This window comes from Streptomyces sp. NPDC096339, from assembly GCF_044762985.1.
Lineage (GTDB): Bacteria > Actinomycetota > Actinomycetes > Streptomycetales > Streptomycetaceae > Streptomyces.
In genome coordinates, this window is sequence record NZ_JBIWFI010000031.1 from 80412 (window position 1) to 106379 (window position 25968).

Below are 25968 nucleotides of genomic sequence, written 5' to 3' on the forward strand. Positions count from 1 at the left end.
AGTGGCCACGCTGAAAGAGCTCACTGATTCTGCGCACTTTTTGGGTGCGGAAGCCGTCTGACCTACGGATGGTTGGGCGTGGGGCCTGGTTGTGCAGGTTGGTTGCGTACTGCGCGGTTTCACCGGTCCTCGGTATGTGGTGCGTGTTTGCCGAGTGGGCTGCTCGGCACTGGGGACGAGTGGATTCCTTTGCGTTTCCGTACGTGCGTATGACGCTGTGCGGTAGTGCCCGTGATACTGGCGTGGTCGGCGTTGAGAAGTGAGCGGTTGGGGGGCGTGTATGGGCAGCTTTCGCGTGAGTAGGGGAAAGCCGTTCGCGGTGTGGAGGACGCCGGCGATCGCTGCCGAGGTGTATGCGAGGTGTACTACTCCTTGTGGTGAGGTGACCCTGATCCGGGAACGCGGCCCACGGACGCGTCCGGAGGACCATGCCGATGCGGTGGAGAGCTGGACGGTGTCACTGCGGGACGGGGAAGCCATGCTCAAGGTTCACCGGCTCGTGGCGGAGCCACTGTTGATGCGGTGGCGGATCCGGAAGGGTTTCGATGGCGAGGTGGACGGGGAACCGTTCCGTTTCACGGGCGCGTCCGCGCTGCGGCGCTCCCGCCGTTCGGTCAGGTACGAAGGACCCGCGATCGATGTCCGGATCGTGCCTCGTGCGTGCAGCCTCCGTCTTGTCCAGCGGGGAGAGGAGGTCGGATTCCGCTCGTCCAGCAATCAGTGGGAGCTGTCGGGCCCCACTGATCATGCCGTGTTGGCTGTCTGCCTCTTTGAGTGGGCCGGGTTGGAGGCTGTGCTCAGGACGCCCGTGATCCGGGACCTGTGATGCGATGCGCCGGTTTGGTGTCAGTGGGGGATTGGCAGTGACGGTCCGTCAGTCAGGGCGTTCGTGCTGGTCGTATGACCAGGAGCCGCGTCGGTTGCTGACATGGAAGCGGTGCTTGGTGGGGTGGTTGCCGCTGTCATGGGGCGGTACACCACCACGGTGTCCACTGCCACGGAAATGGTGCTTCTTATCCATGGTGGGTGTGGCGGACGGGAAAGCTGGGGCCTGTGGAGGTCTTCCCGGTCGTGGAGTGTGTGGTGGTGGGGGAGCGGAGTGCGCTGCCTGAGCTTGTTCTTTATCTTCTGGCGCTCCTGAAGTGGTGCGGGCAGAGTGGGTGGCATGAGAGACAGTTCCGGCTCTGTTCCTATGGACGTAGATGACCGTCAGGTGATGGAGCACATCCTCGGTCGTCCCTTGAATCAGACATGGCTGGCGGGTGCGCTGGGACCGGGTAGCCGGGTCGTGGTCGTTCGTGCCCTGGATTGGGATGGTCCTTGGCAGGCCGAGTTTGCCGGAACGGTCGATGCCATGGGTGCACCCGAACCCAACGAACATGCCCAGGCGCTTGATGGCGAGTTGCTGTACTGGGTCACCTGCGACTCCCCGCAGTACGACAGCGCCGGGGACGGCCCCTATCGCAAGGCCCAGATCTGGGGCCGGTACCTGAGGACCGAGTCGGAGCCCGAAGCATAGACGTTCCGCAGGTCATGTTGCCGCGCTCGAATCGTCTGTCGAACTGGGTCGCTCACCTGGGGGTTCGTCGGACGTGGGGGCGGCCTTCGTCTGATCATGTGCTCCGACCAAGGTGCACGTGACCACGACGAAGGCCGTAAGGTGAGTCTGCTGCCTGCTGCTGTTCGGAGGGAAGCGTTCGCGGAAGCGTCACGCCTCCGGGGCGAGTTCCACGAGTGCCTGACCGCCCGGCGCGACGAGTTGTTCGAGCTCGCCGACGCCGTGTTGTGTGCGGACGGTGTGGTGAAGTCCCCGGTGGACCTGACACTGCTGCCCGAGCACCGTCGTGGGCACGGAGCAATGTACGGCGGCCTGAATCACGGCCGGATCGACCTCGGCCGGCTGCGAACCGTGCTGGCTGGGCTGTCGCTGCCGCGTTTCGACGGCGGGCGCCTGGTCCTGGCGGTCGATGTGTCGCCGTGGCTTCGCTTGGACGCGCCGTGCTCGGCGGAGCGGCTGTTCTGGCCACGTCTACGGCCGGGCGAAGACGGCGTCGCAGTTCATCCCTGGCTGGCCGTACTCCTTCGTGGCCGTGCTGGAGCCGGGTGCCACGTCCTGGACCGCGATCCTGGACACGGTCCGGCTCGGCCCGGCGGACGACGCGACCGCGATCACCGCAGCCCAGCTGCGGGATGTCGTCGAACGTCTCATTGCCACAGGTCAGTGGCGGGCCGGGGACCCGGCCATCGTGATCGTCAGCGATGCGGGCTATGACGTCACCCGCCTGGCCTGGGTCCTTCGCGACCTGCCGGTCGAGCTGGTCGGCCAGGTTCGCTCCGACCGCGTGATGCGTCTGCCGAAACCACCGCGGATGCACGGGGTCAACGGCCGGCCGCCCAAGTACTTGTTTGCGATCCCCTGATTTGGCTGGACGGACGGCCTAATCTGGTGGGGTGTCAGCTGGTGCTGTACGGGTTGGTGAGCGTCGGTGCCGGGGCTGTGATGAAGCTCTGGCGCCCGGGGCCAGTCCGAGTGCGGTGTTCTGCTCGTCAGCCTGTCGTTCCAGGTCATGGCGTCGCCAGCAGAGGTTGCGGAAGCGGCTTGCGGCGGTGCGGGACGGGGCCGGCGTGGTGGAGTGCGGTGTCTGTGGGACACGGTGGATCGCCGGGTTGGACCGGCGGTCGAACGCCCTCTACTGCTCGGGCCGGTGCAAGGTGAGGGCTTGGCGGGTCCGGAACGAATCGTTCGGTGAACGGTCACGGTAACCGCAGCGTGAACGCCCATCCGCTCACGCTATGTCCAATTTCATCCAGTTCTATGGAGTTTGTTGCGATGAGAGGTTTTCCGGTCTGACGCTGTGAGGGCAGCGGGCTGCGTTCCGTCACGGCCTTGAGAACCGTGCCCGGCCCGCTCTGGGTGGTGACACACATGCCCGAAGATCACAACGAGGTCGGAAGCGTCAGCCAGCAGCGATACGAGCAGATCGTTGCTGAACTGCGCGAAGTAGTTGGGGCCCAGCCCCTGGGTCAATTCGTCATCGGGGACCGCTCGCTTGAGATCGAGCCGATCCGTGACTTCGGTGGGCGGGTCGCCGGCGAGAGGACTCCGCTCGTCCGTGACTCCTTGGTCAAGTTGGCCGCAGACATCGGGCTGGCCTACGGCACGGTCGCGTCCGCGAGGTGGACGGCTTCGCGGTGGCCGCAGGAGCACCGCAGGCCCGATGTCTCGTTCAAGGTCCACCGGATCCTCGCCCAGATCGAGAGCGAGGAGGAGCGGTTCGCGGTCATCGGGACGCCACCGGAGGGCAAGCCGAGGTGGACGCCGGACGAGGCGTCCCGCCGGGTCGGCCGCCAGGTCGAGACGCCGGTTACACCGGAGGAGAAGGTCAGCGCGATCCATGCCCTGGCCAGGAACGATGAGGTCGCCGCTGTGGTGACCACGGAGCTTCTGCGCCGGCCGACGGTGGCCGCCCAGGTCAGTGCCGAGGACAAGGTCAAGGTTGTGGAGGAGCTGACCCGCGATGAGAAGGTTGCCGCGGCGGTGACTACCGGGCTGCTGAGGCGTCCGACGGTCGCGGCCCAGGTCAGCCGGGAGGACAAGGTCCGGGCGGTTGAGGAACTGACCCGCGACGAGTCGGTCGCCACCGAGGTCACCACCGGCCTCCTGCGCAGGCCGGACGTGGCCTTCAAGGCCATGTCCGATGACACGGCCCGCCACCAGGTCAATCACGCCCAGGTCGAGCGGGGCCGCCAGGCCCGTGAGCACTTCGAGCGCACCAGTCCGGTCGCGCCGGCGGTCCGCAGGATCGAACGGACCATGGAGTTCATCGACCTGGTCGCGGCCTGCCACTCCTTCGTCGCTTCGGCCGGCCGCACCGTTCCGGGTCTGCGGGACCGCCAGCTCGGCGAGGACGAACGCGTCATCGTCCACGAGAACGTATCAAGGGTGAGGGCGACCCTTGACTGGATCGAGACCGCGGTCGACACCGGCAAGGTCGACGTCGACGGCGAACTCGCCCGCCTCCTGAGCGGCCAGTAGCCATGCCCCGCGCGTCACGGCGCCGGGGCCAGGCCGCAGAGCGGCACGCCGACACACTCCGCTTCATCCTCTTCGAGGCCCGCCCTGCGGGGCTCCTCTTCCACCAGCTGACCGCTGCCAGCGAACTCTCACCGAGCCAAGTACGGGCAGGGCTGGCGAGCCTGCGCGACATCATCGCGGCCAACGGATGGCCGCCACTGATCTGGACCAGGGAGAGCGGCTACCAGCTCGGAGCCGAACGAGCAGCCCTCGAAGCCTACGAACGCGCGGTGATCAACGAGAAACTCACCGCGTTCCGCCGGTTCATCACCGGCACCGTCGCACCCCACGCCGCCGCCCACCCGGGCGACAAGTGGGTACGCCACATCGTCGCCCAGCTCAACTCCATCGAATCCACCCTCGACCTCATCGCAACTGCCTGACCCCGCGAGGGGGCGGCCAGCCCGACCACCGGGCCAGCCGCCCCTCGCTTCGAGTTCCCCCGGGACAACCTGATGCGACCTCGCCGCTATCCCTCGGACACCACCGATGCCGAGTGGGCCCTGATCGAACCCCTTCTCCCCGTCCCGGCCTGCGAAACCGAGACCGGCGGGGCCCCGGAGAAACACCCGAGACGGGAGATCGTCGACGCCATTCGCTATGTCGTCGACACGGGTTGCAAGTGGCGAGCCCTCCCGGCCGACTACCCGCCATGGCGCACGGTCTGGGGCTTCATGGCGCGATGGACCGCGGCTGGCGTCGTCGGCCAGATCCGCGACCACCTGCGCGGACGCATCCGCCGTGACATGGGCAAAGGCCCCCGAGCCGTCGCGACCGTGATCGACTCCCAGAGCGTCAAGGCCGCCGAGACCGTCGGCAAAGCCTCGCGCGGCTACGACGCGGCGAAGAAGATCAACGGAAGGAAACGGCACATCGTCGTGGACACACGCGGCCTCCCGCTGCTGGTGATGGTCACGCCCGCCGACATGACCGACCGCGACGCGGCCAAGGAAGTCCTCTTCCGCCTCCGCCTCATGCACCCGGAGATCACCATCGTCTGGGCGGACTCCGCCTACGCTGGCCAGCTCGTCGACTGGGCGAAGAAGTACCTCCGGCTCACCATCAAGACTGTCAGCCGGCCCAAGGACGCCACCGGATTCGTCGTCCTACCTCGCCGCTGGGTGGTCGAGCGCACGTTGGCCTGGCTGATGCACGCCCGCCGCCATGCCCGCGACTACGAGCGGCTCGTCCAGCACTCCGAAGCCCTCATCACCTGGGCTGCGATCACCCTCATGACGCGCCGCCTCAGCCGTAGTCCCGGATTCCGAACCAAGCGCGGACCAGCAACGATCGATCTGGTCCAGGCTGCCTGATCCAGAGAACCGTACATCTACAGGCTGGCACGGGCGAGCAGGTCTTCTGCTTGCTCTCGCGTGAGCCTGGGTGCAGCAGGCGCGGGTGGCGGGCACGCGTGGGTGTTTCTCTGGAACGACAGGCTCCATTCAGTCAAGGGGTCGTCAGTCGCCAGGGCGGCCACGAGGCTCTCACGCAGAGCCGAGGGGGTGCCTGGGCGGGCGGCGATTGTGTTGCGGACGAAGAGGTCCACGTCTGCGGCCAGCTCGTCCCGCAGCTCAGCGGACAGGTTCGGATGGGCTGCCACGGCCCTGCGAACGCCGGAATCCGGATCGCGGGCCAGCTCCGGTGACGGGTCGACATGGCGGACGGCGACGGCGCGGGTCTCCGGATCGGCAAGGAGAACGGGCAACAGGTCCGCCGGCGGCGAGTACACCGAAGCGGCAGACCTCCGGATATTCGGATCGGAATCCGTCAGCAGAGCCCGGCGCACTGGCTCCGGTGCATCCCTCCAGTACTGGACGACGTTCGACCGCACACTTGGCTCAGCGTCTTCGGCCAGGACGGCCAGGAGCTCAGGGGGCAGATGCTCGTTCATCGCGAGGAACGAGCGCACGCAGGAATCCTGATCATCCGCCAGGCGCGCCAAAAGCCCATGCGGCTCGTCTGCGACGCTCGCCGCGACCGCGGCCCGGACTGACGGTTCTGGATGCTCCGCCAAGCGGGCCCTGACCATCGCGGGCACGTGCGCGTTCGCGGCGAGAGTACGTGCGGACCCGAGCCTGATGACCTCCTCGATCGACTCCGCCGTCAGGTCCTTGCGGAGAAGAGCCGCCGAGCGGCGAGCCTGCGGGTGCTGAAGCAATCGCCACACGAGGTCGGCGGGGAGATCCTCTTGGACAGCAAGAGCACTCAGTTCGGCATCCAGGTTCATGAACCGCAGGCTAAACCGATCAACACAGAAGCGTCAGCCACCCGACAGTCATGTCATGAACGGATCAGACGCAGGTACTCACTGGGTCGCCCACTAGCTGGATGCGTTCGCTGGCGGCGGTGGCGGCGAGTTGGCCAGGGTTGGTGAGGCTGGCGGTGACTTCGCGGATCCTGTTGCCGTTGTGTGGGCTTAGGAGGGGCCTGCAGGGCGGCTGTTGTACGGGATCAGGGGCGTGGGTCCGTGGACGCCGAGGGCGGTCAGGAGGTGTTGTTGGTGGGGGTGGAGCTGGTTCCAGGCGCGTTGTTGGGTGCGTATCCACTTGGTGGCGGTACCGGGGAAGGGGCGGTCGGCGGTGTGGTGGGTGTGGGCCTGGTGGTAGCTGTGGTTCCAGGAGACCCGCCAGGGTGGGTTCCACCACAGGTCGAGTGCGGTGAGCTGTGTGTCGTGGGGCCAGGGCCGGCCGGTGCGGCGTAGGTGGGCGGTTGCGCGTTTGCGTTGCTCGTACAGCCACCAGCCCAGCGGGAATCCGTCGTGTTCGGTGTCGTAGTCGGCGGTACCGAGTCCGCCGTGAGCGCGGGCGTAGGAGCGGGCGTAGGGGAGGCCGGCCTCGATGGATGACGAGACGGTGGTGGGGCGTGGTCGGCTGGCGCCAGCCCGGGGGCGTCTGCGTGCTTCCTGCTGGGGGGCGGGCGGTGTGCGCGTCCTGGGCGGTGATACCGAGGCTGTTAAGGAGTTCTTGCTGGCCGGGGCGGAGGTGGTCGTAGTTGATGCACTGGGTGAGCAGCCATCTGGCGACGGCAACCATCCCGGTGCCTGCTGACCGGGTCCGCAATCGGCTGGGGCGCGGTTCGCGCGGCGGCCGCCCGCCGAAGTTCGACAGGGACGACTACAAGCAGCGGCATGCGGTCGAGTGCGGGATCAACCGTCTCAGGCGCCACCGTGCCATATCCACGAGGTACGACAAACTCGCCGTCCGCTACGAAGCGACAGTGCTGGTCGCAGCCATCAACGAGTGGCTTTGACCAGCACTTTCACAACAGGCCCTAGCCGATGAGGGCCTCGGTGATCTGACGGGTGGTCTGCGCGGCGACCCGGGGGTTGACGGCAGCGTAGTGGGTGTAGGCGTTGAGGGCTGTGGCCAGTGCCCAGCCGCGGCCCCGGATCCAGGTGGCGTCGTCCACGGCGAGCGCGGCGCGGAAAGCGGCCCGGCTCTCCGCCGACATCAAGGTGAAGGCGATCACCAGGTCGCAGGCCGGGTCGCCGAGGCCGAGCCCGCCGAAGTCGATGACCGCGCTGAGGCGGCCGTCGACGGTCAGCAGGTTGCCGGTGTGGAAGTCGCCGTGGAACCAGACCGCAGGACCATCCCATCCGGGGGCACTGATTGCCGTCTCCCACAGCTCGGTCATGGCCGCAGCGTCGAACACGCCGTCGACCTCCGCGATGGCGGCCCGCGTCGCCCGGTCCCGTGCGAGCAGCGGCGGGGCGGTGAGATCCTCGCTGGCGCCCCAGGCCGGAATGTCACCGGGCTCGAACCGTTGGAGAGCGCTCAGGAACCCGGCCAGTTCGACGGCGGCCTCGGAAGAATCCGCCAGTGCCTCGACAGTCGCCACCTCGCCGTCCAGCCAGCGGGAGACCGCCCACGGCCACGGATAACCGAAGTCGGGCTCCCCCACCCCCACCGGCACGGGGACGGCCAGGGGCAGGCGCGGGGCGAGCCGCGGCAGCCACTCGGACTCCTTCCGCGCCTGCCCGATGGCACCGGCATGACGGGGCAGACGGACGGACAGCTCCGCGCCCAAGCGGTAGATCACATGGTCCGAGCCGGCCGGGTCGAGCAACTCCAGGGGCAGACCGGCCCACTGCGGGAACTGCGTATCGACCAGACCTCTGACCAGTGCGGCATCGATCGCGGGGCGGACGTCCGCGGTCCTCTCGGTCGCCAAATGCAGCTCCTGGAGTCGGGCCCGCCCGTGCGGCAGGCTGTTGGGGCCATCACATTGCGTCGCAGATCTCCTGTCGACCGGTTTTTCCCCACCGGGGTCATCCGGCTTCAGCGGTTCTGGCTCAACGTCTGGATGCTGTTGGCGATCTTCATGAGTGACCGGCTTGAGTCCCGGATCTTACTTGTTGGCATAGGTCCTGGAAGCAAGTGGTCTGACCGCTTGGGCGGTCGGTGGGGCGGTGCTGGCTGAGGCGGATGACGTTGGCGCCGGCAGCGACGAGGACGTGCTGGACGTGGGTTTTCGCGATGCCTCGGTAGCGGCAGTGGCGGAGGCCGTGGGCGCGTACGGTTTCGGAGACGGTGGCTTCGCAGCCGGCTCTCATCGCGTATCGCTCGCGCCAGGGTGTGGTCTTCTGTTCTTTCCTTACTCGGTTCTGAATCTCCGGCTCTGGTCCACTTCTTGTGGGCGAGTACGCAGCGTGACTGTTGCTCGTCGTTGGACGGCTGACGAGGTCGCCCGAAAATCGTCCTGCCGTGGACGAGTGGGCTCGACAGTTCTGCCCCGTGAGCAAAGTACGGCTGCAGCTGGATGAGCTGCTGTTCTGGTCGATGGAGAACGTGTCAGTGGAGTTGGTCGAGGTGGCCGACACCGTCGTTCGCGTAGAGGCCCAGACCACAGCCATTGGGGCGGCCTGTCCGGCCTGCGGGTGTTGGTCAGGGCGAATCCATGGTTCCTACCTGCGGTTTCCTCGTGACCTGCCAACCGCTGGCAGGCTGGTCGGAGTGTCGTTGCGAGTGCGCCGGTTCCTCTGCGTCGAGGCGCCCTGCCCACGCAAGACGTTTGTCGAACAGGTGCGGGGGCTCACCCGTCGGTTCGGCCGCCGGACAGAGCGGCTACGTTCGACGCTGGTCTCGGTCGGGCTCGCACTCGCGGGGCGGGCCGGCGCCCGGATGTCGGACGCCTTCGGGGTGCGAGTCAGCCGGAACACGCTGCTGAGGCTGATCACCTCGCTGCCGGATCCGCCCGCCTCCACGCCCCGCGTGGTCGGAGTCGACGAATACGCCCAGCGCAAGGGCCGGATCTACGGAACGGTGCTCGTCGATGTCGAAACCCGCCGCCCAGTGGACCTCTTGCCGAACCGGGAGGCGGACACCGTCGCGGCCTGGCTGGCCGAGAGGCCCGGGATCGAGATCATCTGGCGGGACCGCGCCCGCTTCTATGCCGAAGGAGCCACCCGCGGCGCCCCACAGGCTCTCCAGGTCGCTGACAGGTGGCACCTCTGGCACAACCTCGGCGAAGCCGCAGAGAAGTGCGTCTTCCGGCACCGCGCCTGCCTGCGACCGCCACCGGCACCGCTCGAAGAGCCTCAGCAAACACCGGAACCGCCCGAGTCGTCGCCGTGGCCTACTGGGCACCGGTTCGCTGAGCGGACCCGCGCCAAGCACGCCACCGTCCACGCGCTCCTGGCCGCCGGCCACAGCAAGCGGTCCATTGCCCGCCAGCTCGGCATGGGCTTCAGTACCGTCCTCCGCTATGCCCATGCCGCGGAACCGGAGCAGTTGTTCACCGGCCAGTGGCAAAGTCGCCCCACCAACCTCGACGCGTTCAAGCCCTACCTCGACGAGCGGTGGAAGGAGGGCTGCACCAATGCCTGGAAGCTGTGGGAGGAGATCAAGGAGCGGGGCTACCCGGACGGCTACAGCAGCGTTCGCGCCTACGTCAGCCGCAATCTACGCGGCAAACCCCAGCCAGTCGGCCCCCGCCCGCCATCTGCCCGCACCGTCACCCGCTGGATCCGTACCCGTCCGGAAGCACTGACCGAGAGAGACCGGATCCACCTCAAGGACGTACTGGCCAACTGCCGGGAACTGGAGGCACTCGCCGGACACGTCCGCTCCTTCGCCCACATGCTCACCCAGTTGCAGGGCCACCAGCTGCCAGCATGGATCGAAGCCGCAGCCACCTCGGACCTGCCCAGCCTCCAGCGATTCGCCCGGCACCTGGAGCGCGACCTGGACGCCGTCACCGCCGGACTCTCGCAGCAGTGGAACTCCGGAGTCGTCGAGGGGCATGTCAATCGGATCAAGATGCTGAAGCGGCAGATGTTCGGCCGCGCCGGTTTCGAACTCCTCCGCAAGCGGGTCCTGCTCTACTCCTGAAAAGGCTGCTCAGGACACATCGTCGATCAGCCCGAAACCCTCCGGGAACGCATCCTGGAAACCGCGGCGAGCCGGGTCGTCCTCGGCGGCCGCCATCTCCCCGACCAGCTCGATCAGCTCCTGCCGCTGATCACTCGGCAGCGTGCTGACCACGTGGGCAAAACCCTCCATGACCTTGACCGCGTCATCCTGATCCATCTGCTCGTCCTCGCTGCCGTCGATGAACCACAAGACATCGACCAAAGCCTCCGCCAAGGCACGAGTCAGGGACGGATATGAGGACGTCACGAAGGCCTCCCAGCGGATCAACGGCAGAGTCAGGCCATCCCACCACACACCACTGACATCACTGTCCGTGAGCCTCCACATGAAGTGGACCAGAGCCTCACAACCAGGAACGCTTGTCGACGCCTTCTGAGAACGACGGTGGGCGGACGGCGCCAGGAATGCCGGTGAGAAGTGGGAACGGGTGTCGCGGCGCTCCAACGTGGTGCAGCGTCGCACCGCCATACTCGGGGAGGAGCGGACCAGGAAGGCGGTACCGGGTGAGCAGCACGGTGGTCCCGCTTGTGATCGCGTTCCTGGGGATCGTCGGCACCCTCGCATCAGGCCTCATGACCCAGCAGCTCGCCGCAAAGTCCAAGGCCAAGGAACTGGATCAATCAGCACGGCAGCGCGTCCAGGAGCGGCAGCACGAAACCGAACGCGTGATGATGGAGGCCGTTCGGAGCTGCTGCGTCATGCTGAACACGGCTTCGCTGGACTTCCACTCCGAGCTGAACCATTTCTGGCATGCGCTGCGGGCGGGCCGCGTCACGGGTGACGTGCGGGCTCGGCTGGACGATGCACGACGCGAGCACCGGGCGCGGTACGCCGAAGCCCAGATGCGGGTACCGGACGACGTACTCGCCGTCGTCGACGGTGTCCACCGCCGGCTCAATCGCATCTACGGGGACCTCAAGCGTCTGGACAGCGAGATCCCGTCAGGCTTGGAGGACGACGAGTCCCTGGACGGAGCACACCAGCAGATCACGGGGCTCTGGGAGCAGCTCACGCAGATGCGCCGCACCATGCGCCGGAGCATCGGCGTGACTCAGGACAATCCCTAGCCGGGCTTCCTTCGAGCAGCGCACACCCACGCTTCCGAAGCAAGCATCCACACCTTTCCAAAACTCGGCGACATCGCTCTCACTGCGAAGTGGCATCGCCCGCCACTTGACGCCGTTGTCCACGAGATGGCGGATCGCGTCCAGTACCGCGCGGTGGCAGTATCCTTCCGGCCGGCCGCCCCGCCCGCGCATCCAGCCCGGCACCGGCAGCAGCGGCCGGACCTCAGCCCACTCCACGTCCGTCATGTCCGTCGGGTACCGGCGCTGCCGTGCGGGCTGGTCAGCCACGTTGCCGTACACGTGCGTAAATGGTCAGGCGCGCCCGCACACCGGTGCCAGCTCGTGGACGGTACCACCATCACGGTGAGCAATACGCAATGGCTGTACTGAAACCGTCATTGACGGGGTTGGTGTTCTGAAACTGGACAATCCAGCTGTCGTTTGGGGTCACCACGCTGGCTTGCTCGGAGGAGATCGGGATGACGTAGGCGCCTGCGTAGAATCCGCCGGAGACTGCCCTTTGCCCGGGTGGGCAGGTTGCTGTGTCGGAAGCGATTGGGCCTCCCGCCACAACCGTGGTTCCTGGCCCGTAATAAGCAATCTGATTGATGGGCCCGGTACCACCCGCGGGACCTGTCGTCCCAGTAGCGCCGGTTGCTCCCGTTGCTCCAGGCGTCCCCGGGATACCCCGCGGACCAGTCGGCCCCGTGGCGCCAGTCGGTCCAGGAGTGCCCTCACCGGAGGGACCCGTCGCACCGGCGGGTCCGGTGGGGCCCTGCGGCCCGCTGGATCCGGTCGGTCCGGTCGGTCCGGTGGCGCCGGGCGTGCCGCCTCCCGGCCCGGTCGGCCCTTGGATGCCCTGCGGACCAGCAGGTCCGGTGGAGCCAGTGGGCCCGGGAAGACCCTGCGGACCAGTGGGCCCGGTGGCGCCGGGCGCGCCACCTCCCGGACCGGTCGGACCGGTCGCGCCGGTGTCGCCCTTCGGGCCGGCAGGCCCTGTTGGGCCGGTAGGGCCGGCGGTTCCGTTGCCCTGGTCCTGGCACTCGTCGTGGCCGGCGCGTGGCCACCACATGCCGGGCAGCTGGTGGTGTGGTCGATGGTCATGGCAGTTGTCGCCGCCAGACGAGAGGCTCGTACCGACCATCGGCTGCATCGCAGTGGCCAGTGCGGGGCTGGAGAGCCCCAGCATGACCAGGGTCAGTGATGCCATGACGCCCCGGGTGGCCATGTGCTTGGCACGCAGAGGCAGGGGGCCGAGGGCGGATCGGGTCCTGTCGTTAGGACTCATGCGGTGCTCCTCATGGAACAGAGATTGATCACCTGGAGGCGGACTCGCACTTCCGGCGGTCATGATCGATCGCGCTCGCAACGGAGCGTTGGGGGGCGCGCTGCCGGGTCCACGTAATGGGTTAGTCCGAGCGGCTGAAAGGGCGACATGCCGTCCCTCGATCACTTCGCCGTAGGAGGGTGTCAGACGGTTCGACAGCCCTGACGCGAATTCTTCCGGGTGACCTCGCGACTGACCGTTGACACCGACCGGCCAATCACGGAAGCGATCTGACGCAAGGATTCCCCTCGAGCCAGCCCTCGAGAGAACTCTTCCCGTTCGGTGAGGGAAGCGCGTCCGGCCTGCGTCGGCGTTCCGCGGGGACGATCCCGCCGTTGGCCTTGATGACTCCGAAGATCGAGCCGGCATGCCGCCCGAAGGCCTGGCCGATTCCCTCTTCGTCCGATACCTCTCCGCTCACGGGCGGGGGAGGGCGGGAGACCCTCCGGGAGCCGCTGACGCCGCCGAACTGCTGGTAGACACGGTGCGCGTGTTGGGCACGGATCACCGGAGTTCCCTCCTGGCCCGGCAGGGTGTCGCGCTCTGGCGAGGGGAGGCGGGGGATGCGGCCGGAGCGGTAGCCGCTTCCGCCGAGTTCCTGGAGCACAGGCTCCGGGTGCTCGGTCCCGACCACCCGGACACCCTCTCAGCGCTTGACTACCTCGCTCACTGGCGGGGACAGGCAGGGGATGCGACCGGCGCCGCGCAGGCGTACCAACAGCTCTTCAACGCTCGCCTCCGACTGCTGGGCCCGGACCACCCGGACACCCTCACCGCCCTGAACAACCTCACCCACTGGTGCAGCGAGGCGAGGGACGCGGCCGCAGCCGCTCAGGCATACGAGCAGCTCCTCCTCACTCGTCGCCGAATCACGGGCGACGACCACCCTCAGACTCTCGCCGCATGGGGCAGTTACGCCCACTGGCGGGGCGAATCAGGAGACGCGGCCGGAGCCGCAATCACGACCGGGGACTCCTCGAGCACATGGTGCGGGTTCTGGGCGAAGACCACCCGCACACACAGATCATCAGGAACAACTGGTCCACTGGCGAAACCGGGCAAACGAGGAGGGCCCGGTCGTCGGTGTCGAGTGTCCGCCACCCTGATGGCTCTCCGTGCCGTCAGGGGATCGATGGTCTCCCCGAGCTTGTTCTTTAACGTTTCGACGCGCCTTCTACATCAAGACACCTGACGACACCCCACTGACCGCGACCTGGGTGCGCCGGCTGCCGCTCGACCGCCTCCTGCGGGTTGCCGCCGATGCGCGGGAGCAGGAGATGGCCGAGGAAGTCGGCAACGCCCCGGCGGTCGAGGGGCGCCCGTACGGCGGCGGCGACGAGCACCTGGGCAGAGTGGCCGCACTCTACGAATGGGCGACCGAACGCAACATCCCGCCCCGCAGAGCCGTAGCCACCCGCTGGGCACGCTCGGAGGCGACAGCCGGCCGATGGATATCAGAGGCCCGAAAGGCCGGCCTCATACCCGCCGCAGGGACAAAGCAGTTGCAGCCCCCAACGGAAGCGTGACGCGATCGCAGTTTGCCCGGGTCTGCACTGTTGACCGCAGAGCGCTGGCTGCCGCTGCCGCGACCTGACCCCGCATCATCCCCAGGGGCGCGGCATCCCGGCCGCGCGCCTACCTTCCATCCTCCGCAGGAGCCACGCCTATGCCTCAGCCCAAGCCTGACTCCTCCAAATCACACGCCGTTGTCGCCTTCCTGGTGAGACCCGGACCGCGCGAGCCCGGCAACAGGCTCCTCACAACCCAGATGCTGCGGTCAGCCGGCTGGTCCAAGGCAGCCATTGCGGCCCTCGTACCGGAGAACAGCCACTTCCCCGAGGGCATAGACGGACCCCGCGGACTTCTCTATCACCGGGCGCAGATTACGTGGACTGTCACTCACGGGGCGCATAGCCGTTCAGGTCGTCATCGCACCCGTCTTCGAACTCTCGCTGCTCACGCCATCCCCGGGATGCGTAGGTCATGGCGCCCGTCTGGCAGAGAGTCGAGAACCGGTATCTGTCCATGGCGGAGTTCCCCGCGTCCCGGCCAGTCCCGTACTGGTATCCCTCCCGGTAAAAGTTGGGCCCCGTAACCGCCCTGTCCCACGTCGAGACAGCCGAGTAGTAGAGGCCCCCCAGGACCGTGACGGAGAAGACGGACGCCACGACGATGGCAGCTATATTCCAGGCCCCCAGGGGAGCCTTCGTCGGCGGTACACCACCCCACTGCGGCGCCGCGTAGGGGTTGCGCTGCGGTTGCTCGGGTGTCTGGTTCACGGCTTCTCCTTGTACTTGTACGCCTTGCTCTCTTCGCCGAGCCGACCGGCCACGCAGCCGTCGTGCTCCGCTTCCGCGACCGAGCCCGCAACACCGGCTCCGTCCTTGTGGCACAGCTTGATCACGTCCAACACGGACGTCTCGGGACTGCCGGGCTCCTGGAAGATCCCCCGCATGAGCTTCCCCTGCTCATACGCAGCTTCGTACGCCCTCCGCGGGCTCGGCGCCGCCTCCGAAGGGCCGCAACCTGTCAGCAGCACGCCGGCCGCCAGGACAGATATCGCGCTCTTCTTCATCTGCATCTCCCTTTAGCGATTCCCGGGATGGCGCCGTGCGAGGAGTGATCTTAAGCGCGTACGCGAGGAGATGTGGCGGGGTGTCAGATGCTGGCCAGGAGGAGCAGCTCGATGGCCGGCGCAGACCGGGAAGAAGGATCGGCCCGCCGCCGACGCGCTGCGCCCGCTCCTCGACGCCCGGGTGCTGGCCGACCTGACGGAGGGGGCGGACTGGCCCGCCACGGCCGGACAGATGGTCCTGCTGCAGCGCGCCGGTGTCGACCTGACCGCGTTCCTGCCCCAGCTGGCCGCTCGTCATCCGCCAGAACATTAGCGGAGCGTCGCGCACGTTCGCATCGCCCGGCGAGCTTGCCGGGCGCCTGGTCGGCTCGACCCTGCGCGCCCTGACCACCATGCCCGGCACGCCCGTTGCGGACGGCCCGCGGGTGTCGGCGACCGCCGCCCGGTCCCGCTCCACCACCACCTCGGGGCCCGCGCCGGGGCAGGCCGCCCCTTCGGAGCCGGCGGTGCCCGCGCACCGGCAGCCGTCCGCGCCTGCGCGGCGTCAGGGGCGTGGTCGGTAGCGGTTCCCGGATCCGGGAAGGGTGCCGCCCCGACGGGTCGGTCGTTCCCCTGGGTGGGCCGCTTCGTGGGGAGGCGGCCTGGTGGGGTCGGGTTCCGGCCTGCGGCCTGACCAGAAGGGGGCGCGGTGGTGATGTCGGGCAGGCAGCGGCGGGTGTGCGTGGGCAGTGTTGCGGGGTCGGTTCTGGCCGGGTGTGGTCGGTGGGCCGGCCGTTCGGGCCTGCCGGTGGTGGGCCTGGTCCTGTCCGTGGTGGCCGCACTGCTGGTGTGTGAGAGCGCGTGGCGCTCCGGCGCGCTGCGGCTCCCGGCCCGGCGGCGGCCGGCGGGGGTGATGGCGGATGAGGAGCGTTCGCTCAGGCTGCTTGCGGCTGCGGACCGGGCCTTCGACACCTAGGCCGGGGTCCGCGCGCTGGGCGAGGAAGCGTCGTTCGAGCGGATCGTGCTGCTGGGTGTCGGCGGGGTTCCGGGCCGGGAGTATCCGCCACCGGGTCACCCCAGCCCGTGAACCGGTCACCGGTCCGGGTGCGATCACCGCCCTCAAACGTCATGCGCCATGCGGCTTTTATGCGGTAGGTGTGTAGTCGTTTACGTAAATCTGCGGATGTCCCATGTCGCTCTCAGCGGCACCATGGCGGGCATGACCACACCAGAAGCGTTGCCCCCGGGCCGCAATTGGGTGACGGCAGACAGGGCCGCCGCTCTCTGGATGGTCAGACGTAGGTTCGTGCCCCAGGTGGCCTCCACCCACGGGGTGGAAACCAAGGAGCAGAAGAGATACGGAACCTTGGGTGAGAGCACCTTCACCGTGTACTCCTACGCCGAGGTTCAGCGGGTGGTGGCGGAGTTCGAATCCGGTGATGTGGTCCTGGACCCGTCCTGGCGGGTCGACACCAAGGAGGGGATAAGGGGTGCCCGGCGTGACACTCTGGCCACCTGCGGCTGCGTGGTGCTGATGCTCGCGGTGGTCATCGCCGTCGCCGTGCTGTCGAGCTGAGCCCAGGGCGAACGTCGCCCCCTGAAGGGGGGCGCCGCCGCCGGTCCGTGCTCCCCGGTCAGTAGGTGTAACTCAGGCCGGACTTGTACGGGGTCAGGGTGCGCTGGGACACCACACCGCGGTAGGTGTACCAGCCCCACTTCTTGCACATCGTCTGGTAGCTCAGGGTGTTGTACGCCCCCGTCCCCACCCGCACGCGCGGGTAGATGACGTTGTCGCCCCAGTCTCCGCCGGCCGGACCGCTTGAGTAGGTGTCCACCCCCCAGTAGACGCCGACGACCGATCCGCCCGCCGGACAGTTCCAGCTGCCGAAGTTGACCCAGACGTTCCCGCCGGACCAGGCGCTGGCCGGGGCGGCGCTCAGGCCGACGACCCCCAGCGCCATGAGCGAGCCCGCCAGTACGGCCCGGGACTTCCGCATCAGTGATCCACGCATATGACCTCCCCAGTGACAGCTGCGCGCGTTGGTGCGCCGCCGCGGGCAGCAGCCTCCCATATCGGCCACGCGATTGTCCGACTTTCGCTCAAACTGTGCCTATGTCGAACTATTGCGCGATATGCGGATATTCATACGGCAGGACAGTCGCTCCTCACGCGGCCTGGCTTCCATGCAGGACCAGTGCCTCGCCCAAACAACGACTCAGGTCGCCCGACCGTGCGGCGGACGCCGGCCCTGGCCTGTGGTCGCGGGCGGTGGTCGAGGCCGTCGACCCCGAGGCGGTCCGGGCCGCGCTGCCGTACCCGATCGGGGCCGGGGTGGCGGCGGACCGGCTGACGCAGGCCCTGGGGAGCCATTGCGGTGCCGGCCGCGGGTGACCGCGGCGGCGGTCGGCCACCTCGCCCGCGCGGGTCTGCTGGTCCGCCTCGGCGGGGACGCCGAGTTCCCCGACGTCCACCCGGACCAGGTGGCCGCCCTCGCACGCCGCCGGGACCTGCCGGTCCTCCTCGACCGGCACGTCCCCCTCGGCCCCGACCAGGCCGCCCGCCGCCTCGGCGTCCGCCGTTCGGACTTCAACGAGATCGTCGGTCGGCTCGGGTGGCTGTCACCAGTGGGCTCGGTGACGGTCGACTACAAGCGGCAGGGCGGCGTGACCTCGGTGCCCTTGTTCAACGCCGAGGAGGTTGCCCTGCTCCCCGTCGTCCGCCCCTGGGTCGACTGGCGGGCGGTGCGCGCCGCCCGCACGGGAAGCCGCTCCTTGCTCGCCGCCCTTACCCCGATGGTGCCGGGCCGGGACCGGGTGCTGCTGGCCGAGGTGGCTCGGATGGCTCGGGTGGGCCGGGCCGCGGTGGTCGCCTGGCGGCGCCGGCACGACGACTTCCCCGCCCCGGCTGGCGGCACGGACGTGCACCCGCAGTTCGACCGGCCGGCGGTCGTGGCGTGGCTGCTCGCCCACGACAAGATCGAGGTTCCTGTGGGCATGCGGGTGTGAGTAGTTGCGGTATAGAAAGTGCCGCTGAGATTGATCTTGCTGGAGTTGGCCTACCTCTTCGGCGCTTCGAGCTGACGGGGCACGGCGCCAGCGCGCAGCTCGCGCAGGTCCGGGATGTGGTTGTAGAGGGTGCCCGGGGAGACGCCCAGCAGCTTGGCGATGGAGGTGATCGAGCGACCGGGGTCGGGCAGTAGATCGCGTGCTGCGCGGATGACTTCCTCGGTGGCGACGCTCGGGCGCCCGCCGACCCGGCCGCGCTCGCGGGCGGCGGCCAGGCCCTCGTTGGTGCCGATGACGATGAGCTCACGGATGAACTCGGCCAGCGCGGCGAAGACGTGGAAGACGAGGCGGCCGCCGGGGGTGGTGGTGTCCAGGTTCTCGTGCGGCGAGGTGAAGCCGATCCCGCGCTCGCGTAGTTCGGCGACCGTGTTGATGAGGTCCTGAAGGCTTCGGCCGTAGCGGTCCAGGCTCGGGACGACGAGGGTGTCGCCGGGGTCGAGGAAGGCGTGGCACGCCTTCAGTTCGGGGCGGAACGCGTTTTTGCCGGACTTCTTGTCGGCGAAGATCTTCCGGCACCCGGCGGCGGTGAGCACGTCGAACTGTCGCTCCAGCTTCTGCCCGCTGGTCGAGACTCGCGCGTACCCGATCTTGATCTCGGTGCGGACGAGTGGTTCGGCGACGAGTAGGCCCGGTTCGGCCGGTTCGAGAGCGGTCATGGCCCCGGATCACGTCAGAAAACGGTGGGTCGGGGTTATTGAATGACCCAGGTTTTTGAAGGGGTTTTTGAAGGCCCTGCGGGGTCCAGGCGGTCTCGCAAAGCCATCTTCAGAAAACGAAGGTTTGTTGAAGGTCATGATGTGCGCCCCGGTGACGCGGGCCGAAGGCACCGGTAGCTGTCAACCCTGACGATCGTCAAGGTCCGGTGTTGCCGTTCGACCCGGGTTATCGACTGTTCCCACTTCTACGTTCAGGCCTCATGGAACGAGAACCGCGAAAGAAGATCCCGGCCGGTCGGCTGCTCGGTGTGCTGGGCGTCCTGGCAGTGGGGGCAGGCATTGTCACGTGGCTGGCCCCCGGTGGACTGGGCGAGGTCGGCGCAGTGGAGGTCACGGGTGGAGCTTCGGCGTCCGCGTATCGCTCGGTGACCGGGGCGGTGGCGGACGCACCGTCGTGGCTGGGCCCTCTCCTGGAAGTCGCCACCGAGGGCACGCTCGTGATCCTCGGGATGCTGCTGGTCTGGATGTGGTGGACAGCGGTCCGTCGCGAGGACATACGAGGGGTCGCCGGATCCGTGCTGACCGGCCTCGGCACCGTCGCGGCTTATGCAGTGAGCGAAGCGGTGAAGCTGGTGGTGGACGAGGAGCGGCCTTGCCGTGCGTTACGCACAGGGGTCGACCTTGTCGCGGAATGCCCCGCAGCGGGGGACTGGTCGTTCCCGAGCAACCACTCCACCTTGGCCGCCGGGTTGGCAGTCGGTCTGGCCGTGCTGTGGCCCCGCCTCGTCGCGATCACGCTGCCGCTGGCCGGGGCCGCTGCGCTCCTGCGCGTGCTGGTGGGGGTCCATTACCCGCATGATGTGCTCGCCGGCGCGATGCTCGGTGGCACGGTGGTGGTAGCCGTACTGCTCGCTTTCATGCCCCTTGCCCAGGGGGCGGTATCACGGCTGGGGAGGCTGCGGAGGAACGATTCCGGCCTCGTGAGCCACGACCGCGGCAGCAGCCCGGTTGTCCACGCCCAGCCTCGCCAGGATGGAACTCACGTGGGCTTTGACCGTTCCCTCCACCACATGCAGCCGCCGGGCGATCTGTCCGTTGGAGAGGCCACTCCCGAGGAAGGTCAGTACCCCCCGTTCCCGGGCCGTGAGGGAGGCGACCCGGTCACGGGCGGCGGAGCGCCGACCGGCCAGGGTGCCCGCACCCGTCGCGGCGAGGTGCGCGACGACCCGGGCCGCGACTTTCGGTGACAGGTAGGCGGCGCCTTCGGCCACCGCACGGACTCCGGCGATCAGTTCTTCGGGCTCGCCCGACTTGATCAGGAAGCCTGCTGCTCCACCGCCGAGTGCCTGAAGGATGTAGTCGTCCTCACCGAAGGTCGTCAGCATGACGATCCGTGTGGTCGGCACCGCGCTGCGGATCTCCGCCGCCGCGTCGATGCCGTTGATCCCCGGCATGCGGATATCGAGTACGGCCACTGCGGGGCGGTGGCGCCGGACCAGTTCCACGGCATCGTGCCCGTCGACGGCCTCGGCAACGACTTCAATGCCCGGATCCGTGGCAAGAACGGCGCGCACGCCTGCGCGGATCATCGGCTCGTCGTCGGCGATCAGCACCCGGATCATCGAGCACTCACGGGGTGAGAGTGTCCAGGGACACCAAGGTGTCCTCCCGGAAGCAGAGCCGGTAGGCGTCCCCGGAGCGGTCGTCGAACCTGTCGGCCGTCATCGCGTAGTACTCGCACGTTATGCCGTCTCCTGTCGGCTTGGCAGTCAGCGGTCGGTGGTTCGTCTGCCGGTTCGGCAGGAAACGCGTCACCTCGGAACGATCTTGCCCCACGTGCAGGCGGGCGTAGTCGCCCGGGTCCAGGACCGACCGTGATGCCGACAGCATCTCCCAGCCCATGAGCGCTCCGCTCAGCAACGCTCCCGTCACCAGGGGCACCATGACCGCAGCCACCAGAGCCCGGCTGACGCGGCGCCGCGCACGGCGGTGTTCCTGCGGCAACTCGCAACCGCGAGAGGCCGCAGGCGCGAACGGCGGTGGCGGGGGAGTGTGCGGGATCCGTGCGACGACTGCGTAGCCACCTTTGCGCGGGCCGTGGTCGAACGAACCGCCGGCCAACCGCATACGTTCTTCGAGACCGATCAGGCCACGCCCCCCGCCCCGGGGCCGGGGCCGCAGGTAGGCCGCAGGCGATGGCGGGCCGTTCTCCACCACGACACGTGTTTCTGTTGCCGTATGCGTCACGTGGACAGTCGCTGCTGCGCCAGGTGCGTGCTTGGCAACGTTGGTAAGCGCTTCCTGTACGACCCGGTGAGCCGCCCGTTTGACCACCGACGGCAGCTCGTCCGAGGTGCCGTCGGTGCGCAAATCCACCGCGAGCCCGGCCGCAGACGCCTCGGAGATCAGGCCCGTGAGGCTGGAGCCGCTGGGGTCCATCGGCGTGGCGTCGGTCTCCTCGCGCAGGACGCCGATCACCTCGCCGAGACGATCCACAGCGGCCGCAGCTCTGGCCCTGATGTCGCCTGCGGCCCTTCGATGGTGTTCTTCAAGGCCCGGCGCGAGTTTCAGGGCGCCAGCCGACAGGGCAATCAGGCTGAGGTCGTGGCCGAGTACGTCATGCATGTCCTGGGCGATCCGTGTCCGCTCGCGCAGTCGGGCGTGATCAGCGATCAGCTGCTGCTCGCGTTGCAGTTGCTCGGCACGCTCCCACCCGCCCCGGACAAGCTGCTGGTACTGGCGCCAGAACCGGCCTGCGAACCAGGGCAGCATGGTGGCGACAACCAGCACTGCCACAAGCCGGCTGGCCAGGGGGAGCCAAGCAGGCACGGCGGACAACGTCACCACGCTGGCCGCGAGAATCGCGAGCAGCGCGAGCGCTGTCGGCGCGGTTTTTCCCGGCCGCCATCCTGCCAGGAACGCTGCGACGGCAGCCGGGACTGCCCACCACAGGTTCACCATGCTCAGGCCAGCGGTCACCGCGACGGCCGCTGTCAGGATGATCCCTGGATTAAGCGCCCGCCGCGAAACAGCGGTCCCGGTCGCAATCTGACTGTTGATCGTCGTGCTGTCCACGAAGGCGACGGTACGGACATGGGGAGCCTGCCGACACTGCCGAAAGTTCAATCTGCGCCGATGGCCGGCGAGCACTGTGCACTCGGAACATCCCCACTTGGTGCGATTCGCCAGCTCACCGACCGCCGTGGACATGCGGATTCGGCATCGCAGGCGGGGGACAGTCCTCTCGGTCCGGTCCTATTCCTCGTCGTCCACGCGTTCGATCGCGTCCGGGTCGCGCAGTGGGCGCAGGCCGCTGTCCGGCGCGCTGGCCTTGATGTTGAACAGGTAGCGGCCCAGGAAGTTGATGTGCCGGTCCTTGAGCGGGGACAGTCGGGCGATGTCCTCGTCCTTGATGTCGTGGCCCTCGGCGCGGAGCCGGGCCACGGCGGCATCCAGGTAGCGGGTGTTCCACAGCACGACGGCGTTGAGGACGAGGCCGAGGGCGGCGAGCTGGTCCTCCTGGTCCTCGCGGTACGCCTGGCGGATCTGGCCCCGGCGGCCGTGGCAGATCGCGCGCGCGAGGCGGTGGCGGGACTCCTGCACGGTGAGCTGCCGGTTCATCAGCCGCCGGTAGGTGTCGTCCATCGGGTCGACCAGGGCGAGCAGGTGCATGGTCTTGTCGATCCGGCCGTACTCGGCGAACGCCGCCCCCAGCGGGGTCGGGTGCCCCTCGCGGCCGAACATCCGCAGCAGGTCGTAGGCCCGCACCTGGTTAGTGATGAGCGACCCGGCCACCCGCAGCATGTCCGGCCAGTGCGTGGCGATCCGCCCCAGATTGACCTTGTTGCAGGCGACGGCCTCCAGCGGCCCGTACCCGGCGGCCGGCTCCTCGCCGTCGGTCAGGTCGGCCCGCCAGAACCGCTGGTCGGCAAGGTCGCGGAAGCGCGGGGCGAACCGGAAGCCGAGCATCTTGTACAGGCCGAAGGCCATGTCGCTGTACGAGGCGTTGTCGGTCGCCACCATCTCCGGCTTCACGCCGCCGTCGAGGTTCAGCAGGGTGTCCAGGGTGTAGAGGCTGTCGCGCGGGGTGCCGCGCACGACCATCGCGCCGATCCCCGCGACCTGGTCATTGACGGCGTTGAGCCAGGTCACGCCGTGTTTGTAGCCGTAGTACTTGGGCGAGGGCCCGGTATTGATGCTCTTGACGGGTACGACGAAGCGCAGGCCGTCGACGGAGGCGAGCAGGCCGCCGCCCCACTTCTGGGCCAGTTCGATGCGGGACTGGGCGGTGATGAGCGCGGCGTTCGCCGCGGCGAGGGTGTCGGCGCGCAGGTAGTTCTGGTCGACGTGGGACAGCCGCGAGCGGGTCAGCGCCTTGCTCTCCGGGTCGATGACCGGGGTCAGGCCGATGTTGCAGCTCTGCGAGACCAGCAGCGCGACCAGGGAGATGAGCAGCCCCTCCATGCGGGTGCGCCGGTCGGAGACGTGGCCGAAGGAGTCGAGGAAGCCGGTCCAGGAGTGCACCTCAAACAGCAGGTCCGGCAGGTCGATCCTCGGGAGCATCGCCTCCGTGGTGGTCTTCAGCCAGGTCAGCGACTCCGGCTCGCCCACCGCGCCGAGCTTGTCCACCGACAGGCGGGCACGTCCGCCGCCCTCGGGAACGACGATCTCCACCTTCGCGTCATCGCCGGCCTCGGCGAGCCGGTCGGCCATCTGCCGCCACGCCGCGTCCAGCCCGAGCGTGAGCTGGGCCAGGTGCTCGCCCGCATCCTCGGTCAGGGACAGGCCCGCCAGCACGTCCGCGCGCATCGCCTCCCACCGGGGGCCGTCCAGCAGCCGGGCGCGTGGGTCCGCCCACCGGTTCGACGGGGCGGCGAACACGTCGCGCCGGTTCAGCGCCGGTGCAGCTGCTCCAGCACGCACACCACGTACGCGTCCCGGTCGACCGCGCCCTGGGGCAGCTTGGTGTTGGAGAACACCGGCCGCTTCCACATGGCGGGCACCAACTCGGGGTCGACCTCACGGGGCAGCAGCGGCCGGTCCTTGACCCTCCGGCGCGAGAGCGCGGGCAGGCGGCGTACCGCCTTCAACAGGTGCCGCCCGGCCGGTGCGGCGCCCAGCGCGTTAGACTCGCCCAGCAGGGCCAGGAAAGGGCGCACGGTGTTGTAGCGCAGGGCCAGCTTCTCGCGCATCGCCGCCTCGGCCGACCCGTCGTCCTCGGGCACCAGGGCCTCGACGGTCGCCATCGCGCCGGCCACCGCCGTACGCGGCACGGCCTCCTCCACCGCCGCCCACAGCGCGGCGACGTCCAGGTCCGCGTCGTGCTCGGCGACCAAGTCCAGTTCCTCGGTGAGGATCTTCGACGCCTTCGCCAGGATGCGGGCCGCCTTCTCCAGCTGCGGCAGCATCGCCAGGCGCTCCCGCTCCGAGGCCCGCCGCGCTGGGCTGATCAGCCGGTTCGCCATCAGCACCGCGAACAAATCCAGCGCGTCGTCGACCGCCTGCGCCTCCAGCTGACGCACCACCGCCGTCAGCAGCGCGGTCCGCCGCGGCTCGGGCGCCCGCTCGATCGTCTGCGCCTTGCTCAGCTGCCCGTACCGGGCCAGCGTGGACAGCCGGTTCACTGGTACCCGCGACAGGTTCACCCGGCCCAGCGTGAACGCGGAGATCTCCTCCATCCGCTCCATGGCCCGCACCATCGCGGTGCCTGTCGACTTCGTCGGCGGCGTCCGCAGTCGCTCCAGCTCCGAGACCCGCTTGCCCTCCGGCACCACCAGTAGTTCGGCCAGCGCCGGCGCGAGCGAGGGGGCGGCCCGGTGCGCGGCGCGGGCCACCGCCTCGTACACGCGCCGCTCGGCCACCGCTCGGGCCTCAGACACCTGCCGGGCCAGTACGCTCACCCCGGGCAGCAGCACCCGGTTCTTGCGCAGCCACGTCACCGCGTGGTTGAACAGCGCCACTGGCCCCTCGGCGTGCGTCCACGCCCGCCCGTACAGAAAGCCGCGGAACTCCTGCCCCCACTTCCGGTCGGTGAAGTCCCGGTACTTGAACCGCTTCTGGATCTCCGCCGCGTGCTCGTACGGTGTCCTGTGCCGCTCCGGGTACCGCTTCACACACGAGGCGTCCGCGATGCCGAGCTGCCCGGCCAGGTACTCCACGACCTCCCACGGCACCGCGAGCGGGTCCTCACCCAGAAACCGGCCGACGTAGCGGACCGTGCAGATCTGCACCGCCATCCCCAGCCGATGCGCGTCCGTACGCCGCAGCGCGATCAGATCACGGTCGTCGTCATCTAGGAAGAAGAACCGCTCCAGCTCCGGGCGCGTGGGCACCTCGGTGAACGTCCCGTACGCCTCGGCCTGCTCATCAGTCAGAAATTCCACCGGCACGACCGGACCGTAGCCAGCACCGACAGCCGCCCGACGATCTTTCCGAGAACCCCGGCGGCACTCCCGGGAGGTGTGCTAGCCGACCATGATCGATCTCAGCGGCACTTTCTGTACCGCAACTACTCACACCCGGCATGCCGGCGGCCTCGCTGGTCGTGGTCGGTGCCGGCCGCCGTACGGTCCGGTTCCGCCTCGACGGCCCGCACCTGGTCCTCGCCGACGACGCCGAGGGGGAAGACGAGCTGTCCGGCTGGTCGACCGATGCGGACGCCGACGAGCTGGCCGTGCTGGCGGCGGGGGAGTTCGGGGCGTCGGCCGGTTGACGGCGCCGGGTACGGCGCCGTTGGCGGTGCTGGGCCGGGTGCGGGTGGTCGAGTGGTTCCGTTCGGGGTCGGGCGGTCTGCGGGTGACGCTGTCCTGGCCGGCCCGCCTGCGGGGCACCGCCGAGGGAGCGGAGGGCGGG

At 68.6% G+C, this 25968-nt stretch carries 23 protein-coding genes and 4 pseudogenes; 14 read left to right on the forward strand and 13 right to left on the reverse strand.

All coding sequences use genetic code 11. The features are described from left to right. The first annotated feature begins 1216 nt into the window (after positions 1-1216). The 5 genes and pseudogenes from ACIQ5Y_RS30265 to ACIQ5Y_RS30285 all read left to right on the forward strand — a co-directional run bounded on the left by ACIQ5Y_RS30265 (position 1217) and on the right by ACIQ5Y_RS30285 (position 5388). Positions 1217-1519 carry a ferrous iron transport protein A gene (locus tag ACIQ5Y_RS30265; protein ID WP_403887382.1) on the forward strand — a complete coding sequence of 101 codons (303 nt, stop codon included), beginning with the start codon at positions 1217-1219 and terminating at the stop codon, positions 1517-1519. A gap of 141 nt (positions 1520-1660) precedes the next feature. After that, positions 1661-2402: pseudogene (locus ACIQ5Y_RS30270) on the forward strand (transposase); the annotation flags it as partial. A gap of 524 nt (positions 2403-2926) precedes the next feature. Next, the gene (locus ACIQ5Y_RS30275) at positions 2927-4036 is read left to right on the forward strand and encodes a DUF6192 family protein (protein WP_403887385.1); all 1110 of its coding nucleotides are present in this window, start codon (positions 2927-2929) and stop codon (positions 4034-4036) included. Positions 4037-4038: 2 nt separating this feature from the next. Continuing rightward, positions 4039-4458, forward strand: a complete 420-nt coding sequence (locus ACIQ5Y_RS30280; protein WP_403887388.1) for a RacP protein — start codon at positions 4039-4041, stop codon at positions 4456-4458. Between the two features lie 72 nt (positions 4459-4530). After that, the gene (locus ACIQ5Y_RS30285) at positions 4531-5388 is read left to right on the forward strand and encodes an IS5 family transposase (RefSeq protein ID WP_403887391.1); all 858 of its coding nucleotides are present in this window, start codon (positions 4531-4533) and stop codon (positions 5386-5388) included. A gap of 17 nt (positions 5389-5405) precedes the next feature. On the opposite strand, the gene ACIQ5Y_RS30290 is transcribed toward ACIQ5Y_RS30285, so the two are convergent. Next, the gene (locus ACIQ5Y_RS30290; RefSeq protein ID WP_403887394.1) at positions 5406-6302 is read right to left on the reverse strand and encodes a hypothetical protein; all 897 of its coding nucleotides are present in this window, start codon (positions 6300-6302) and stop codon (positions 5406-5408) included. Between the two features lie 776 nt (positions 6303-7078). Between ACIQ5Y_RS30290 and ACIQ5Y_RS30295 the strand changes: the two genes are divergently transcribed. Further along, positions 7079-7324 carry a hypothetical protein gene (locus ACIQ5Y_RS30295; RefSeq protein ID WP_403887397.1) on the forward strand — a complete coding sequence of 82 codons (246 nt, stop codon included), beginning with the start codon at positions 7079-7081 and terminating at the stop codon, positions 7322-7324. Positions 7325-7345: 21 nt separating this feature from the next. Here the strand turns inward: ACIQ5Y_RS30295 and ACIQ5Y_RS30300 are convergent, their stop codons facing one another. Then, positions 7346-8245: an aminoglycoside phosphotransferase family protein gene (locus tag ACIQ5Y_RS30300; protein ID WP_403887400.1), complete on the reverse strand. Its 900-nt coding sequence runs from the start codon at positions 8243-8245 to the stop codon at positions 7346-7348. A 148-nt stretch (positions 8246-8393) separates the two neighbouring features. Continuing rightward, positions 8394-8927, reverse strand: a complete 534-nt coding sequence (locus ACIQ5Y_RS30305) for a transposase (RefSeq protein ID WP_403887402.1) — start codon at positions 8925-8927, stop codon at positions 8394-8396. Between ACIQ5Y_RS30305 and ACIQ5Y_RS30310 the strand changes: the two genes are divergently transcribed. After that, the gene (locus ACIQ5Y_RS30310; protein ID WP_403887405.1) at positions 8854-10404 is read left to right on the forward strand and encodes an ISL3 family transposase; all 1551 of its coding nucleotides are present in this window, start codon (positions 8854-8856) and stop codon (positions 10402-10404) included. The genes ACIQ5Y_RS30305 and ACIQ5Y_RS30310 overlap by 74 nt on opposite strands. Positions 10405-10413: 9 nt before the next feature. Here ACIQ5Y_RS30310 and ACIQ5Y_RS30315 read toward each other — a convergent pair whose 3' ends face one another. Further along, positions 10414-10773, reverse strand: a complete 360-nt coding sequence (locus ACIQ5Y_RS30315) for a hypothetical protein (protein ID WP_403887408.1) — start codon at positions 10771-10773, stop codon at positions 10414-10416. Between the two features lie 176 nt (positions 10774-10949). On the opposite strand from ACIQ5Y_RS30315, the gene ACIQ5Y_RS30320 reads away from it, so the two are divergent. Continuing rightward, positions 10950-11513 (forward strand): hypothetical protein, encoded by a 564-nt coding sequence (locus tag ACIQ5Y_RS30320; protein WP_403887411.1) that lies wholly within the window; start codon positions 10950-10952, stop codon positions 11511-11513. A gap of 99 nt (positions 11514-11612) precedes the next feature. Here ACIQ5Y_RS30320 and ACIQ5Y_RS30325 read toward each other — a convergent pair. Continuing rightward, a pseudogene (locus ACIQ5Y_RS30325) lies at positions 11613-11759 on the reverse strand (transposase); the annotation flags it as partial. Between the two features lie 1224 nt (positions 11760-12983). Beyond that, complete coding sequence (locus ACIQ5Y_RS30330; protein ID WP_403887449.1) at positions 12984-13247, reverse strand: helix-turn-helix domain-containing protein; 264 nt, start codon at positions 13245-13247, stop codon at positions 12984-12986. Between ACIQ5Y_RS30330 and ACIQ5Y_RS30335 the strand changes: the two genes are divergently transcribed. Further along, positions 13208-14032, forward strand: coding sequence for a tetratricopeptide repeat protein (locus ACIQ5Y_RS30335; RefSeq protein WP_403887414.1), 825 nt, complete (start codon positions 13208-13210; stop codon positions 14030-14032). The genes ACIQ5Y_RS30330 and ACIQ5Y_RS30335 overlap by 40 nt on opposite strands. Before the next feature lie 703 nt (positions 14033-14735). Here ACIQ5Y_RS30335 and ACIQ5Y_RS30340 read toward each other — a convergent pair. Beyond that, the gene (locus ACIQ5Y_RS30340) at positions 14736-15119 is read right to left on the reverse strand and encodes a hypothetical protein (RefSeq protein ID WP_403887417.1); all 384 of its coding nucleotides are present in this window, start codon (positions 15117-15119) and stop codon (positions 14736-14738) included. Next, complete coding sequence (locus ACIQ5Y_RS30345) at positions 15116-15415, reverse strand: hypothetical protein (protein WP_403887420.1); 300 nt, start codon at positions 15413-15415, stop codon at positions 15116-15118. Before ACIQ5Y_RS30345 ends, ACIQ5Y_RS30340 begins: the two co-directional genes overlap by 4 nt. 694 nt (positions 15416-16109) lie before the next feature. On the opposite strand from ACIQ5Y_RS30345, the gene ACIQ5Y_RS30350 reads away from it, so the two are divergent. Together ACIQ5Y_RS30350 and ACIQ5Y_RS30355 are read left to right on the forward strand one after the other, a co-directional pair. Next, positions 16110-16370, forward strand: a complete 261-nt coding sequence (locus ACIQ5Y_RS30350) for a hypothetical protein (RefSeq protein ID WP_403887423.1) — start codon at positions 16110-16112, stop codon at positions 16368-16370. Positions 16371-16682: 312 nt separating this feature from the next. After that, positions 16683-16970 carry a hypothetical protein gene (locus ACIQ5Y_RS30355; protein ID WP_403887426.1) on the forward strand — a complete coding sequence of 96 codons (288 nt, stop codon included), beginning with the start codon at positions 16683-16685 and terminating at the stop codon, positions 16968-16970. Between the two features lie 58 nt (positions 16971-17028). Here the strand turns inward: ACIQ5Y_RS30355 and ACIQ5Y_RS30360 are convergent, their stop codons facing one another. Then, a complete protein-coding gene (locus ACIQ5Y_RS30360; protein ID WP_403887429.1) occupies positions 17029-17391 on the reverse strand; it encodes a hypothetical protein in 363 nt (120 codons plus the stop codon). Positions 17392-17782: 391 nt separating this feature from the next. Here ACIQ5Y_RS30360 and ACIQ5Y_RS30365 point away from each other — a divergent pair, with 391 nt between their 5' ends. Continuing rightward, entirely contained in the window at positions 17783-18400 is a 618-nt protein-coding gene (locus ACIQ5Y_RS30365; RefSeq protein WP_403887432.1) for a hypothetical protein, read from the forward strand. A 50-nt stretch (positions 18401-18450) separates the two neighbouring features. Here the strand turns inward: ACIQ5Y_RS30365 and ACIQ5Y_RS30370 are convergent, their stop codons facing one another. Next, on the reverse strand, positions 18451-19116 hold the full coding sequence (locus ACIQ5Y_RS30370; protein WP_403887435.1) for a recombinase family protein: 666 nt from the start codon (positions 19114-19116) through the stop codon (positions 18451-18453). A gap of 524 nt (positions 19117-19640) precedes the next feature. Here ACIQ5Y_RS30370 and ACIQ5Y_RS30375 point away from each other — a divergent pair. Beyond that, positions 19641-19970, forward strand: a pseudogene (locus ACIQ5Y_RS30375) (phosphatase PAP2 family protein); the annotation flags it as partial. Between the two features lie 87 nt (positions 19971-20057). On the opposite strand, the gene ACIQ5Y_RS30380 reads toward ACIQ5Y_RS30375, so the two are convergent. From ACIQ5Y_RS30380 to ACIQ5Y_RS30390, 3 genes and pseudogenes are all read right to left on the reverse strand, one after another. Continuing rightward, positions 20058-20738, reverse strand: a complete 681-nt coding sequence (locus tag ACIQ5Y_RS30380; protein WP_403887437.1) for a response regulator — start codon at positions 20736-20738, stop codon at positions 20058-20060. A 7-nt stretch (positions 20739-20745) separates the two neighbouring features. Beyond that, entirely contained in the window at positions 20746-22077 is a 1332-nt protein-coding gene (locus tag ACIQ5Y_RS30385; RefSeq protein ID WP_403887452.1) for a sensor histidine kinase, read from the reverse strand. A gap of 294 nt (positions 22078-22371) precedes the next feature. After that, positions 22372-25505 (reverse strand): annotated as a pseudogene (locus ACIQ5Y_RS30390) (Tn3 family transposase). A gap of 134 nt (positions 25506-25639) precedes the next feature. Here ACIQ5Y_RS30390 and ACIQ5Y_RS30395 point away from each other — a divergent pair. Continuing rightward, complete coding sequence (locus tag ACIQ5Y_RS30395; RefSeq protein WP_403887440.1) at positions 25640-25828, forward strand: hypothetical protein; 189 nt, start codon at positions 25640-25642, stop codon at positions 25826-25828. Positions 25829-25968: the final 140 nt, after the last annotated feature.

Coding starts and splice junctions, on each gene's coding strand:
- ACIQ5Y_RS30385 (WP_403887452.1), bottom strand. CDS start 22,077: ATGGTGAACCTGTGGTGGGCAGTCCCGGCTGCCGTCGCAGCGTTCCTG.
- ACIQ5Y_RS30290 (WP_403887394.1), bottom strand. CDS start 6,302: ATGAACCTGGATGCCGAACTGAGTGCTCTTGCTGTCCAAGAGGATCTC.
- ACIQ5Y_RS30355 (WP_403887426.1), top strand. CDS start 16,683: ATGGTCAGACGTAGGTTCGTGCCCCAGGTGGCCTCCACCCACGGGGTG.
- ACIQ5Y_RS30370 (WP_403887435.1), bottom strand. CDS start 19,116: ATGACCGCTCTCGAACCGGCCGAACCGGGCCTACTCGTCGCCGAACCA.
- ACIQ5Y_RS30310 (WP_403887405.1), top strand. CDS start 8,854: ATGGAGAACGTGTCAGTGGAGTTGGTCGAGGTGGCCGACACCGTCGTT.
- ACIQ5Y_RS30345 (WP_403887420.1), bottom strand. CDS start 15,415: ATGAAGAAGAGCGCGATATCTGTCCTGGCGGCCGGCGTGCTGCTGACA.
- ACIQ5Y_RS30280 (WP_403887388.1), top strand. CDS start 4,039: ATGCCCCGCGCGTCACGGCGCCGGGGCCAGGCCGCAGAGCGGCACGCC.
- ACIQ5Y_RS30335 (WP_403887414.1), top strand. CDS start 13,208: ATGCCGCCCGAAGGCCTGGCCGATTCCCTCTTCGTCCGATACCTCTCC.
- ACIQ5Y_RS30395 (WP_403887440.1), top strand. CDS start 25,640: ATGCCGGCGGCCTCGCTGGTCGTGGTCGGTGCCGGCCGCCGTACGGTC.
- ACIQ5Y_RS30275 (WP_403887385.1), top strand. CDS start 2,927: ATGCCCGAAGATCACAACGAGGTCGGAAGCGTCAGCCAGCAGCGATAC.
- ACIQ5Y_RS30315 (WP_403887408.1), bottom strand. CDS start 10,773: ATGTGGAGGCTCACGGACAGTGATGTCAGTGGTGTGTGGTGGGATGGC.
- ACIQ5Y_RS30305 (WP_403887402.1), bottom strand. CDS start 8,927: ATGGCTGTGGTCTGGGCCTCTACGCGAACGACGGTGTCGGCCACCTCG.
- ACIQ5Y_RS30360 (WP_403887429.1), bottom strand. CDS start 17,391: ATGCGGAAGTCCCGGGCCGTACTGGCGGGCTCGCTCATGGCGCTGGGG.
- ACIQ5Y_RS30380 (WP_403887437.1), bottom strand. CDS start 20,738: ATGATCCGGGTGCTGATCGCCGACGACGAGCCGATGATCCGCGCAGGC.
- ACIQ5Y_RS30285 (WP_403887391.1), top strand. CDS start 4,531: ATGCGACCTCGCCGCTATCCCTCGGACACCACCGATGCCGAGTGGGCC.
- ACIQ5Y_RS30350 (WP_403887423.1), top strand. CDS start 16,110: ATGTCGGGCAGGCAGCGGCGGGTGTGCGTGGGCAGTGTTGCGGGGTCG.
- ACIQ5Y_RS30265 (WP_403887382.1), top strand. CDS start 1,217: ATGGAGCACATCCTCGGTCGTCCCTTGAATCAGACATGGCTGGCGGGT.